Genomic DNA, 12,728 nt, shown 5'->3' on the forward strand with positions numbered 1-12,728 from the left:
GGCCGCGTGAAGGTCTTCACCGGGGCGGATCCACGGATGGGCCTCGGCGACGTCGCGGCGTATGCCCGGCGCGTCGAGGCCGCGGGATACGACGGCATGCACGTCTCGGAGACGGTGCACGATCCCTTCCTGCTCGCGCTGATCGCGTTGCAGAGCACCTCCCGGATCGTGGTGCGGACGTCGGTTGCGCTGGCCTTCGTCCGGAGCCCGCTGCTCACCGCGTACACGGCGTGGGACCTGGCGCGGATGTCCGGCGGCCGGTTCCACCTCGGGCTCGGCAGCCAGATCAGGCAGAACATCGAGCAGCGGTACGCGATGCCGTGGGCGGAGCCCGCGGCGCGGATGGCGGAGTACGTCCACGTGGTCCGGGCGGCGTTCGAGACCTTCCGGACCGGGAAGCTGACGCCCTTCGAGGGCGAGCACTACGGCTTCACCCGGATGCAGCCGTACTTCAATCCGCACGACGCGACCGACGCGGAGGTGCCGAGCCCACCGATCTACCTGGGCGGGGTCGGCCGCAAGATGTGCACCGTGGCGGGGGAGGTGGCGGACGGCCTGATCACGCATCCCACCGGCTCGAGCCCGTGGTTCCTGCAACAGGACGTCCGCCCGGCGCTGGCGGCGGGCGCGGCGGCCGCGGGCAGGAACCCCGCCGACTGCGAGCTTGTCGCCGGATTCCAGGTGATCACCGGCGAGACGGAGGCCGACCTCGACGCCGAGCGTGAGCGGCACCGGCGTCAGTTCGCCTTCCTGTACTCGACCCCGGAGTACCGCCGCGAGCTCGAACACTGCGGCCTCGGCGAACTCCGTGAACCGTTGGCACGGATGGTCAGGGCGAACGACTGGGGCCGGCTGCCGGAACTGGTCACCGACGAGGTGCTCGACGCGATGTTGCCGTCGGCGCGCTACGCGGAGCTGCCCGAGCTGATCCACGACCGGATCGGCGGGCTGGCCGACGCGGTCACCCTGCCGCTGCCTGCGGATCCGGCGCGCGATCGCGCGATGGCCGGGGTAGTGGGGCGGCTCCGCCGCCTGTGAGTGTGTTGCGCCCTCATCGGGGGTACAACACGCGCACGGGCGGCGCAGCCGCGTGAGAAGGTTTCCGCACACGAACACCACCATCGAAGGGGAACCAATGAATCCGGAGTCCGTCGTCACCGAGTTCTGCGCGCTCTGGGCGCAGGGCGATCCCGATGCGATCGTCGAGTTCTTCGCGGAAGATGCCGTCTACCACAACATTCCGATGGAACCGATCGTCGGGAAGCCCGCGATCAAGGACTTCATCACGAGCTTCATCGGATCGTCCGGCGGCATCGCGTTCAACGTGCACCACCAGGTGGCCAACGGCTCGATCGTGATGAACGAGCGCACCGACGTCTTCGCCATGAACGGCAAGCAGATCGACCTGCCGGTGGTCGGTGTCTTCGAGATCGCACCGGACGGCAAGATCGTGGCCTGGCGGGACTACTTCGACATGACGCCGCTGACCGCGCTCGGCAGCTGACCGGAACCGCCGCCCTTGCGCTCACATTCCGTGGGCGCAATGGCGGTTTCCGCGCTCTTGCGTCACACAGTGTGAAGAAATTCCGCTGATCGCGGCTGAGAACTGCACCAGTCCATCGATGGTGATGGTGGTGCCCCCGGCAGGATTCGAACCTGCGGCCTTTCGCTCCGGAGGCGAACGCTCTATCCCCTGAGCTACGGGGGCGCACCGATACTTCCGGTGTGCCATTGGGCGGGGTTAGCGTAACCCACGATTGGCCGGATCCATATTCGGACCCCCCGGATGGGTAAAGTGCCTGGTACGCACCCGGTGTCCGCTACGAATACCGAAGGGCTCGTCGATGGCCGATCAGTATTATCCCGATGCCGAACTCGACCTGGACCTGCGCTGGTGGGCGGCCGCCAACTATCTGACGGTCGCCCAGATCTACCTGCGGGACAACGCATTGCTGCGAGAGCCGCTGCGCGCCGAACACATCAAGCCGCGGTTGCTCGGACACTGGGGGACCAGTCCCGGACTGTCCGCGATCTACGCCGTGCTCAACCGGCACATCCGCCGCACCGACGCGGACTGGCTGTACGTCACCGGTCCGGGTCACGGCGGCCCGGCGCTGGTGGCGGCGACCTACCTCGAGGGCACCTACTCGCAGGTCTATCCCCAGGTCAGCGCGGATGCGGCCGGGATCGAACGGCTGTGTCGGCAGTTCTCGGCGCCGGGCGGGGTGCCGAGCCACGTGAGCGTGCAGACCCCGGGCAGCATCCACGAGGGCGGCGAACTCGGCTACGCCCTCGCGCACGCCGCAGGAGCCGCGTTCGACCGGCCCGACCTGCTGGTCGCGTGCGTGATCGGGGACGGGGAGGCCGAGACGGGCCCGATGTCCGCCTCCTGGAAGCTGCCCGCCTTCCTCAACGCGCGCCGCGACGGTGCGGTGTTGCCGATCCTGCACCTGAACGGCGCGAAGATCGCCGGACCGACGGTCCTCGGGCGCAGCGCCGACACCGACGTCGCCGCCTACCTCTCCGGGCAGGGGTGGGCGCCCGTCTTCGTCGAGGGCGACGACCCGAGACTCGTGTTCCGTGCGCTGTCGGCTGCGGTGGACCAGGCGTATGAGGCGATCACCGCGATCCAACGGGCGGCCCGCGCAGGCACCGCAGCGGACCCGCCGCGCTGGCCGGCGATCGTGCTGCGCACCCCGAAGGGCTGGACGGGTCCGCACACGGTCGACGGCGTGCTGGTCGAGGGCACGCACCGGGCCCACCAGGTGCCGTTGTCGGCCGTACGCACCAATCCGGGCCACCTCGCCCAGCTCGAGCGATGGATGCGGTCCTACCGGCCGGACCAGCTCTTCGACGAGAACGGCACGCTGGCAGCCGAACTCGCGGCTCTCGCGCCGACGGGAGACAAGCGGATGGGATCCACCCCGTATGCGAACGGCGGGCGGCTGCGCAGGGCGCTGCCGGTCCCGCCACTCGAGCGGTACGCCCTCGACGTACCCGCGCCGGGGATCACCTTCCACGAGACCACGCGGGTGCTCGGCGAGCTGCTGCGCGACATCTATGTGGAGGGCACCCGGTCCGACGGCGGTGGCGACTTCCGGCTGTTCTGCCCCGACGAGACCGCCAGCAACCGTCTCGGAGCGGTGTTCGAGACGACGGACCGCTGCTGGCAACTGCCCGTCACCGGATACGACGACGGGCTCGGGCCCGACGGCCGGGTCATGGAGGTCCTCAGCGAGCACCTGTGCCAGGGGTGGCTGGAGGGATACCTGCTCGCGGGCGGGCACGGGATGTTCGCGAGCTACGAGGCGTTCGCGATGGTCAGTGTCTCGATGCTGATCCAGCATGCCAAGTGGCTCCAACACGCGCGGACACTGCCATGGCGGGAGCCGGTCTCCTCGTTGAACGTGCTCCTCACGAGCACCTGCTGGCGCAACGACCACAACGGTTTCAGTCACCAGGGTCCTGGCATGATCGACGCGGCCATCCCGTTGTCCCCCGAGGTGGTCCGGATCTGGTTGCCGCCGGACTCGAACACGCTGCTCTCGATCGCCGACCACTGCCTGCGAAGCACCGACCACGTCAACCTGATCGTCGTCGACAAGCAGCCGCACCTGCAGTACCTGAGTCTCGAGGAGGCCGACCGGCATTGCGCCGCAGGCGCTTCGGTCTGGCGGTGGGCGGGGACCGAGGACGACGGGGCCGTCCGTCCTGACGAGCCGGATGTCGTGCTGGCTGCGGCAGGGGACGTGCCGACCCAGGAGATCCTGGCCGCGGCCGAACTGCTGCGCGTCTGGGTGCCCTACCTGCGGGTGCGGGTGGTCAATGTCGTCGACCTCATGGCGCTGATGCCACAGGACGTGCATCCGCACGGGTTTGCGGACGCGAGCTTCATCGAGCTGTTCACCGAGGACACCGACGTGGTGTTCGCCTTCCACGGGTACTCGCGAGCGGTCCACCAATTGCTGCACGGCCGGCCGAACGCGGACCGATTCCACGTTCGGGGGTTCAACGAGCAAGGCACCACGACAACACCGTTCGACATGGTGGTGCTCAACCGGATGAGCCGATACGACCTGGTGCTCGAGGCGCTGCGCCGCGCCCGCCGGGTGCCCCAGCGCGGCGACGAGCTGGCGCGGTACTGCCGGGATCAGCTCGAGCGGCACCGCGACCACGTCGTCGCGCACCTCGAGGACATGCCGGAGGTGCGCGACTGGACGTGGGGGTCGACCGCCCCCGCCGGGCCAACGGCGCGTTGACCGTTGGCGGGCGGGAGGGTCAGTTCATCGGCAGGGGAGCCGCACCCTTTTCGGTGAGCATGGTGGTGATCCGGTCCGCCTCGCTCTGCTGGGTGTTGACCATGGTCTGAGCCAGCAGCTGGACGGCAGGAACCTCGGCATGCTGTGCGCCGTACTCCATCATCGGCAGGCCGCCCTGGTGATGACGCAGCATCAGCTGCAGGTAGAGGACGTCGGCGGCCGGACCGCGGGCCTGCCGCAGCGCGGCCATGTCCTCGGAGCTGGCCATGCCGGGCATCGCCCCCTTCGACGCGGGCGCTGCGGCGGTGGAGGTCATCGCGCCCATGTCGTCACCGGACTCGGCGTGCCCGTGCCCGTTACCACCGTGTCCGGCCTCGTCCGAGCTCATCCAGGTCATGTAGTCGCCGGTCGGGAGCAGCGGCTGGTTCCACAGCGACAGCCAGCCGGTCATCTGGCCGATCTGGTTCTGCTGGGTGGTCAGGATGTCGTACGCGAGGTCGCGGACCATCGGGTCGGTGGCGTTGGCGATCGCGATCGCCGACATCTCCACCGCCTGGTTGTGGTGCACGGTCATGTCCTGCGCGAACCCGACGTCCACCGAGCCGGCGCCCGGGTCGGAGGCGCCGTCGTCGCGCAGCGGCAGGCTCGCCAGGAACCCGATGGCGAACCCGATCGCGACGGCGGCGATCAGGCCGAGCACGGCGAGTGCGGTGCGCTGGCTGCGCTTGCCGCCCTCCTGCGCCTGCTGCTCGTCTGTGTGCTGTTCGGCTCCGGTCTGGTCGGTCATGTCAGCCAGCCGGCGCCGGCGCCGGTGCCTCGGGCGGGAGCTGGAGCTCCGGCGGCAACTGCATGCCGCCGGGCAGTCCGCCGGGCGCCCCGCCGGTACCCAGTTCACCCTGGTCCTGTGCCAGGCCCTCGCCGTTCATCGGCACCGCGTCGGGGCCGGGCGCCGAGCCGTCGAAGGCGGGCGGGTTGTCCGGGTCGAACGCGCCCGGGATGGTCGAGCAGCTGGCGCCGACCTCGGGGTAGACCCCGAAGTTGTTCAGGCGCAGCGCGGCGATGAACTGGCTGATCCGCGGGTCGTTCGCGTCGTCCAGCTTGAGCTGGTGTCCCCAGCTCTGCAGCGAGATCGGGGAGTCGAGGCCCGGGTACGGCGACATCAGCATGTAGGACTTGCCGTCGACCCGGTCGGCGAGCGCGTCGCGCTGATCCTCCGAGACCTTGTCCGGGTTGTAGGCGATCCACACCGCGCCGTGCTCGAGCGAGTGCACGGCGTTCTCCGTGCGGATCGCGTTCGGGTACACGATGCCGGTACAGGTGGCCCACGTCGCGTCGTGCGGGCCGCCGTACGGCGGGGTCTTGTCATAGGCCACCCGCTGCGTGGCGCTCACATGCAGCGCCGGGGGGTACTCGTTCCGCACGACTCCGTCGATCTCGATCGAGGGATCCTTGTTCTCGGAGCTCGGCGCGAACTTGTCGGCCTCGGCCTTGTCCTGGTACTTCGGGAACAGGTTCACCGCCAGCACGCCGATCAGGGCCAGCACGGCCACCACCGCGCCGATCGTCAGCCAGGGGATGTTGCGTTGTTTGGGGATCCCGGCCTTGGGCTTGGCGCCGCCGGCACTCTTGTTGGCGGCTTTGATGGCCTTGGCTGACTTGGCGCCCGAGTTCTTGGCGCCGCGATTTTCCGAACCGCTTGGCATCGGTGAGTGCTCTTTCGGTGGTGGGACAGTCAACAGGGCGGCGGTGGGTCCCGCCGGGGCCCCACTCTACGTTCAGTGCCTGAGCGCAGGCCGTGAACGGCCAGACCATAGGATAGATACCTGTGACTCCTGCCGACCTTGCCGAACTGCTCCGAGGGACCGCCGCGAAGGTCCTCGCCGAGCGTGGGCTCGATGTGAGCGTCCTCCCGGCGACGCTCGCCGTCGAACGCCCCCGCAACCCCGAGCACGGGGACTACGCCAGCAACGTGGCCATGCAGGTCGGCAAGAAGGCCGGCGCCAACCCGCGCGAGCTCGCGACCTGGCTGGCCGACGCGCTGACCGCAACCGACGGCATCGAGACCGTCGAGGTGGCCGGTCCCGGATTCCTCAACATCCGACTGGCGGCGGCTGCCCAGGGCGTCATCGTCGCGAACGCCATCGCCGCTGGCGAGGCCTTCGGTTCGTCCAAGGCGCTGGCAGGAAAGCGGATCAACCTCGAGTTCGTCTCGGCGAACCCGACCGGCCCGATCCACCTCGGCGGCACCAGGTGGGCCGCGGTCGGCGACGCGCTCGGACGCATCCTCGCCGCCCAGGGTGCGGCCGTCACCCGCGAGTACTACTTCAACGACCACGGCGCCCAGATCGACCGGTTCGCGCGTTCGCTGATCGCCGCGGCCAACGGCGACCCGGCGCCAGAGGACGGCTACGCGGGGGCGTACATCTCCGACATCGCCGCGGAGGTCGTCCGGCAGCGGCCGGACGCGCTCACGCTGCCCGCCGACGAGCGTCAGGAGACGTTCCGGGCCATCGGCGTGGCGATGATGTTCGACCACATCAAGAAGACCCTGCACGAGTTCGGCACCGACTTCGACGTGTACTTCCACGAGAACTCGCTCTTCGAGTCCGGTGCCGTCGAGACGGCGGTGGCGACCCTCAAGGCGTCCGGGAACCTCTACGAGGAGGACGGCGCCTGGTGGCTCAAGAGCACCGACTTCGGTGACGACAAGGACCGCGTGGTCATCAAGAGCGATGGCAACGCGGCGTACATCGCCGGCGACATCGCCTACTTCCAGGACAAGCGCTCGCGCGGCTTCGACCTGTGCATCTACATGCTCGGGGCCGACCACCACGGCTACATCGGCAGGCTCAAGGCAGCGGCCGCGGCGTTCGGCGACAACCCGGACACCGTCGAGGTGCTGATCGGTCAGATGGTGAACCTGGTCCGCGACGGTGTCGCGGTGAAGATGAGCAAGCGGGCGGGCACCGTCATCACCCTCGACGACCTGGTCGAGGCGATCGGCGTCGACGCAGCCCGGTACGCGATGATCCGGTCGTCCGTCGATTCGAGCCTGGACATCGACCTCGAGCTGTGGGCGAGCACCACCAGCGAGAACCCGGTCTACTACGTGCAGTACGCGCACGCCAGGCTCGCCTCGCTCGGCCGCAACGCAGCCGAGCTGGGCATCTCCACCGAGAACCCGAAGCTGGAACTGCTCACCCACGACCGGGAGGGCGATCTCATCCGGACCATCGGCGAGTACCCGCGGGTTGTGGCCGCGGCGGCCGAGCTACGCGAGCCGCACCGGATCGCCAGGTACATGGAGGAGCTGGCAGGCACCTATCACCGGTTCTACACCGATTGCCGGGTGCTGCCGCAGGGTGACGAGCCCGCAGGCGATCTGCACACGGCCCGGCTGGCCCTGTGCGCGGCGACCCGCCAGGTGCTCGCCAACGGACTCGCCGTGCTCGGCGTCAGCGCACCGGAGCGAATGTGAGCGCGCATCCGGCGGGACCCAAGCACGCCGAGATCCCGCACGCGCCCGGACTGCCGCCGCGGCCGGAGTCCGCCGCCGAGCTGACCGCACTGCCCGTCGATGTCTGGCCCCGCAACGCCGCCCGCGGCGAGGACGGCGTGGTCCGGCTGGCCGGGGTGCCCGTCACGGAGCTGGCCGAGCAGTACGGCACGCCGCTGTTCGTCGTCGACGAGGACGACTTCCGGTCCCGGTGCCGCGACATGGCCCGTGCCTTCGGCCCCACCGGCAAGGTGCACTACGCGTCGAAGGCATTCCTCTGCGGTGAGATCGCCCGCTGGGTCGCGGAGGAGGGGCTGTCGCTGGACATCTGCTCCGGCGGCGAGCTGGCCATCGCGCTGAACGCGAACTTCCCGGCCGAGCGAATTGCCATGCACGGCAACAACAAGTCGGTCGCCGAGCTCGAGGCCGGGGTGGCAGCGGGCGTCGGGCACATCGTGCTCGACTCGACCCAGGAGATCGACCGGCTGGACCGCGTCGCGGGCGCGCACGGCGTGGTGCAGGACGTGCTGATCCGGGTCACTGTCGGCGTCGAGGCGCACACCCACGAGTTCATCGCCACCGCCCACGAGGACCAGAAGTTCGGGTTCTCGCTCTCGGACGGGTCGGCGCTGGAGGCCGTCCGCCGGGTGTTCGCCACCGAGAACCTGCGGCTGGTCGGTCTGCACAGCCACATCGGCTCGCAGATCTTCGAGGTCGACGGATTCGAGCTCGCCGCGCACCGGGTGATCGGGCTGCTCCGCACCATCGTCGCCGAGTTCGGGGTGGACAAGTCCTCGCAGATCTCGATCGTCGATCTCGGCGGCGGGATGGGGATCTCGTACCTCGAGAGCGACGACCCGCCGCCGGTGGACGACCTGGCCGCCAAGCTCGGGCACATCGTCGCCACCGAGTCGGCGCTCGCCGGACTGCCGGTGCCGACCCTCGCGGTCGAGCCGGGCCGGGCGATCGCGGGACCGGGCACGGTGACCCTCTACGAGGTCGGCACGGTCAAGGATGTTCGCCTGGGCGCCAACGCAACCCGGCGATACATCAGCGTGGACGGCGGGATGAGCGATAACATCCGCACGTCGCTGTACCAGGCCGAGTACGACTCGCGCCTGGTCTCGCGCGACAGCGTGGCCGACCCGGTGGTCGCCCGCGTGGTGGGGAAGCACTGCGAGAGTGGCGACATCGTCATCCGGGACACCTGGATGCCCGAGGACGTCAACGCGGGAGATCTGCTCGCGGTGGCCGCCACTGGCGCATACTGCTATTCGATGTCCAGCCGCTACAACCTGCTCACCCGGCCCGCCGTGGTCGCGGTGCGTGACGGTCAGTCCCGACTGATCTTGCGCAGGGAAACAGTGGAAGATCTGCTCAGCTTGGAGGTACAGCAACATGACTGAACCGAGTGGCAACGCCGCGATCGGTGTGGCGGTCCTCGGCCTCGGCAACGTGGGCAGTGAGGTCGTGCGAATTCTGCGCGAGCACGCCCGCGAGCTCGAGGCGCGGGTCGGCGCACCGGTGGTGCTGCGCGGTATCGCGGTGCGCCGGATCGAGGGTGACCGCGGGGTTCCGGCCGAGCTGCTGACGACCGATGCGGACTCTCTGGTCACGCGCGCGGACGTGGACATCGTCGTCGAGGTGATCGGCGGCATCGAGGTGCCCCGCAAGCTCATCCTCGCCGCCCTCAACTCGGGCAAGTCGGTGGTCACCGCGAACAAGGCGCTGCTGGCCGACTACACCGGCGAGCTCGCCGAGGCCGCCGAGAACAAGCGGGTCGACCTGTACTTCGAGGCTGCGGTCGCGGGCGCGATCCCGGTGATCCGCCCGCTCACCCAGTCGCTCGCGGGCGACCGGGTCAACAAGGTCGCCGGAATCGTCAACGGCACCACCAACTTCATCCTCTCCGCGATGGACGAGACCGGCGCCGACTACGCCGACACGCTCGCCGAGGCGGGCCGCCTCGGCTATGCCGAGGCCGATCCGACCGCGGACGTGGAGGGCTACGACGCCGCGGCGAAGGCCGCGATCCTGGCGTCGATCGCGTTCCACACCCGCGTCACCGCCGCCGACGTCTACCGCGAGGGCATCTCGAAGATCACCTCGGCGGACCTCGAGGCGGCCAAGTCGCTGAACTGCACGGTCAAGCTGCTCTCGATCTGTGAGCGGATCAACGGCACGGACGGCTCCGAGCGGATCTCCGCCCGGGTGTACCCGGCGCTCGTCCCGCTCGATCACCCGCTCGCCTCGGTGAACGGCGCGTTCAACGCGGTCGTGGTCGAGGCCGAGGCCGCCGGACGGCTCATGTTCTACGGGCAGGGCGCGGGCGGTTCGCCGACCGCCTCGGCCGTGATGGGCGACCTGGTGATGGCGGCCAGGAACCGGGTGCACGGTGGCCGCGGGCCCCGTGAGTCGAAGTACGCGGACCTCAAGATCGCGCCGATCGGCGAGATCCCCACCCGGTACTACGTCAACATGCAGGTCGCGGATCGCGCGGGCGTGCTGTCGGCGGTCGCGGCGGAGTTCGCCAAGCACGACGTCAGCATCTCGACGGTCCGTCAGGAGGGCATCGGCAACGGCGCCGGGCTGATCGTGGTCACCCATCGGGCGACCGACGCGGCCCTGTCCGAAACCGTTGCTGCCCTCGGCAAACTCGAGTTCGTGACCGAGGTCACCAGTGTTCTCCGATTGGAAGGTTCCAGTGAATAGCCCACGCCTGCACACCCCCGTTCACACCCCCTGGCCGGGGCTGATCGAGGCGTACCGCGATCGACTCGCCATCGGGCCGAACTGGAAGACGATCACGCTGCGCGAGGGCGGCACCCCGCTGCTGCCCGCCGCCCACCTGTCGGAGATCACCGGGTGCGAGGTCCACCTCAAGGTCGAGGGTCTCAACCCGACCGGGTCGTTCAAGGACCGCGGCATGACGATGGCCGTCACCGACGCGCTCGCGCGGGGCCAGAAGGCCGTGCTGTGCGCCTCGACGGGCAACACCTCGGCCTCGGCCGCGGCCTACGCGGCCGTCGCCGGCATGACCTGTGCTGTGCTGGTGCCGCAGGGCAAGATCGCGATGGGCAAGCTGGCCCAGGCCGTCATGCACGGCGCGAAGATCATCCAGGTCGAGGGCAACTTCGACGACTGCCTCGAGCTGGCCCGCAAGACCACCGCGGAGTTCCCGACCATCGGCCTGGTGAACTCGGTGAACCCGGTGCGCATCGAGGGGCAGAAGACCGCGGCGTTCGAGATCTGCGATGCGCTGGGCAAGGCGCCCGACGTGCACGCCCTCCCGGTCGGCAACGCGGGCAACATCACCGCGTACTGGCGTGGGTACTCGGAGTACTTCGCGGACGGGATCACCTCGGTTCGTCCCCGCATGCTCGGCGTGCAGGCGGCGGGCGCGGCGCCGCTGGTGCACGGTGCCCCGGTCAAGGACCCGGAGACCATCGCCACCGCCATCCGCATCGGCTCGCCCGCGTCCTGGGACGGTGCCGTCGCGGCCAAGGAGGAGTCGAACGGCGCCTTCCGCGCCGCCACCGACCAGGAGATCCTCGAGGCGTACCGGCTCATCGCCCGTACCGAGGGCGTGTTCGTCGAGCCCGCGTCGGCCGCATCCGTGGCGGGCCTGCTCGCCGCGCGCAAGGAGGGCTGGCTGGACTCCGGGCTGACCGTCGTGTGCACGGTGACCGGAAACGGCCTCAAGGATCCCGACACGGCGCTCGCGGGAATGCCTGCTGTGCAGCCGATTCCGGTCGACCCGGTGGCGGTTGCCGCGGCGCTCGAGCTCGTCTAGTGGCCGCACCGCGCATCGGAGGGAGCACGATGACTCAGACGCTGCCCGCCGGGCTCACCGTGACCGCACGGGTGCCCGCGTCGACGGCGAACCTCGGTCCGGGCTTCGACACGCTGGGCATGGCCCTGGCGCTGTACGACGAGATCACGGTGACGACCACCGATGCGGGGTTGACGATCCGGGTGGAGGGCGAGGGCGCCGAGGACGTGCCCTGGGGCCCGTCGCACCTGGTCGTGCGTGCGATCGAGCGGGGGCTCGAGTCGATCGGTGTCTGGGCCGATGGTCTGGACGTGGTGTGCCGCAATGCGATTCCGCATTCGCGTGGACTCGGATCGTCCGCATCGGCCGCGGTCGGCGGGCTCGCGGTTGCGAACGGGCTGGCGAGCAAGCTCGACCCGGCACTGGCGCTCACGCAGGAGCAGCTGGTCCAGCTCTCCTCCGAGTTCGAGGGCCATCCGGACAACGCGTCCGCGAGCGTGCTCGGTGGCGCGGTGGTGTCCTGGTCCGAGGACACCGGCATCGCGGACTCGCCGCGCACCTACGCCGCGGTGCGCCTGGACGTGCACCCCGACATCCGGGTGGTGGCGCTGGTGCCGTCGGAGCGTTCCTCGACCGCGCAGACGCGTGGTCTGCTCCCCGAGCTGGTGCCGCACGCCGATGCCGCCTTCAACGTGAGCAGGGGAGCGCTGGCGGTGGTGGCCCTGACCAGTCGCCCTGACCTCCTGATGGCCGCGACCGAGGACCGGTTGCACCAGAGCCAGCGGGCGTCAGCATTGCCGCTGACCACGCGTTGGATCGAGACGCTGCGGCAGGCCGGCATCGCGGCGACCGTGTCGGGCGCGGGTCCAACGGTGCTGGCGCTGTCGACCATCGCGTTCCCCGACGATCTGCGCGCCAAGGCGGAAGCGGACGGGCTGCGGGTGCTCGAGCTCGGCGTTGCGGACGGCGTGCAGGTCGGCTGATCGGCCGATCCGGACGGCATACCGGCGGGTCGGTCCTTGCCCGCGGCTCGGTTGGAGGCTATCCTGAGGGTCGTTCGCCCATCGTGCGCATCAGACGCCGGTGTTCTACCAGGGCATTCACTCCGAAGATTGGCTCCCGTACCCCGGGACTGCTGAAGCAGGAGTAGACGCACCTGGCTCGATTCCCTCGCGTGATTTCCGCGGTGATCGACTCGGAA

Annotated in this window: 10 protein-coding genes and 1 tRNA gene; 8 read left to right on the plus strand and 3 right to left on the minus strand. The window is 69.6% G+C overall.

Annotated features, from left to right (window positions below):
- Positions 1–6 precede the first annotated feature (6 nt).
- Together BR31_RS0122825 and BR31_RS0122830 are read left to right on the plus strand one after the other, a co-directional pair.
- A complete protein-coding gene (locus BR31_RS0122825; RefSeq protein WP_027503008.1) occupies positions 7–1,038 on the plus strand; it encodes a TIGR03617 family F420-dependent LLM class oxidoreductase in 1,032 nt (343 codons plus the stop codon).
- A 97-nt stretch (positions 1,039–1,135) separates the two neighbouring features.
- Positions 1,136–1,504: a nuclear transport factor 2 family protein gene (locus BR31_RS0122830; protein WP_027503009.1), complete on the plus strand. Its 369-nt coding sequence runs from the start codon at positions 1,136–1,138 to the stop codon at positions 1,502–1,504.
- Between the two features lie 128 nt (positions 1,505–1,632).
- Here BR31_RS0122830 and BR31_RS0122835 read toward each other — a convergent pair.
- A tRNA-Arg gene (locus tag BR31_RS0122835) sits at positions 1,633–1,708 on the minus strand.
- Positions 1,709–1,844: 136 nt separating this feature from the next.
- Here BR31_RS0122835 and BR31_RS29790 point away from each other — a divergent pair.
- The gene (locus BR31_RS29790) at positions 1,845–4,259 is read left to right on the plus strand and encodes a phosphoketolase family protein (RefSeq protein ID WP_037177906.1); all 2,415 of its coding nucleotides are present in this window, start codon (positions 1,845–1,847) and stop codon (positions 4,257–4,259) included.
- A 19-nt stretch (positions 4,260–4,278) separates the two neighbouring features.
- Here BR31_RS29790 and BR31_RS0122845 read toward each other — a convergent pair whose 3' ends face one another.
- Complete coding sequence (locus BR31_RS0122845; RefSeq protein WP_027503010.1) at positions 4,279–5,046, minus strand: DUF305 domain-containing protein; 768 nt, start codon at positions 5,044–5,046, stop codon at positions 4,279–4,281.
- Between the two features lies 1 nt (position 5,047).
- Positions 5,048–5,962 carry a DUF3105 domain-containing protein gene (locus tag BR31_RS0122850; RefSeq protein WP_027503011.1) on the minus strand — a complete coding sequence of 305 codons (915 nt, stop codon included), beginning with the start codon at positions 5,960–5,962 and terminating at the stop codon, positions 5,048–5,050.
- A 122-nt stretch (positions 5,963–6,084) separates the two neighbouring features.
- Here BR31_RS0122850 and argS point away from each other — a divergent pair, with 122 nt between their 5' ends.
- Genes argS through thrB form a run of 5 tightly spaced genes read left to right on the plus strand, consistent with a single transcriptional unit; the run spans position 6,085 to position 12,510 of the window.
- Positions 6,085–7,737 carry an arginine--tRNA ligase gene (gene argS / locus BR31_RS0122855; protein WP_027503012.1) on the plus strand — a complete coding sequence of 551 codons (1,653 nt, stop codon included), beginning with the start codon at positions 6,085–6,087 and terminating at the stop codon, positions 7,735–7,737.
- Positions 7,734–9,161 carry a diaminopimelate decarboxylase gene (gene lysA / locus BR31_RS0122860; RefSeq protein WP_027503013.1) on the plus strand — a complete coding sequence of 476 codons (1,428 nt, stop codon included), beginning with the start codon at positions 7,734–7,736 and terminating at the stop codon, positions 9,159–9,161. The genes argS and lysA overlap by 4 nt, the downstream gene beginning before the upstream one ends.
- Positions 9,154–10,467, plus strand: coding sequence for a homoserine dehydrogenase (locus BR31_RS0122865; protein WP_027503014.1), 1,314 nt, complete (start codon positions 9,154–9,156; stop codon positions 10,465–10,467). Before lysA ends, BR31_RS0122865 begins: the two co-directional genes overlap by 8 nt.
- A complete protein-coding gene (gene thrC, locus BR31_RS0122870) occupies positions 10,460–11,548 on the plus strand; it encodes a threonine synthase (protein ID WP_027503015.1) in 1,089 nt (362 codons plus the stop codon). The genes BR31_RS0122865 and thrC overlap by 8 nt, the downstream gene beginning before the upstream one ends.
- 29 nt (positions 11,549–11,577) lie before the next feature.
- The gene (gene thrB, locus BR31_RS0122875) at positions 11,578–12,510 is read left to right on the plus strand and encodes a homoserine kinase (RefSeq protein WP_027503016.1); all 933 of its coding nucleotides are present in this window, start codon (positions 11,578–11,580) and stop codon (positions 12,508–12,510) included.
- The last annotated feature ends 218 nt before the right edge of the window (positions 12,511–12,728 follow it).

Source organism: Rhodococcus sp. UNC363MFTsu5.1 (assembly GCF_000686785.1).
GTDB classification, from domain to species: Bacteria; Actinomycetota; Actinomycetes; order Mycobacteriales; family Mycobacteriaceae; genus Rhodococcus_G; species Rhodococcus_G maanshanensis.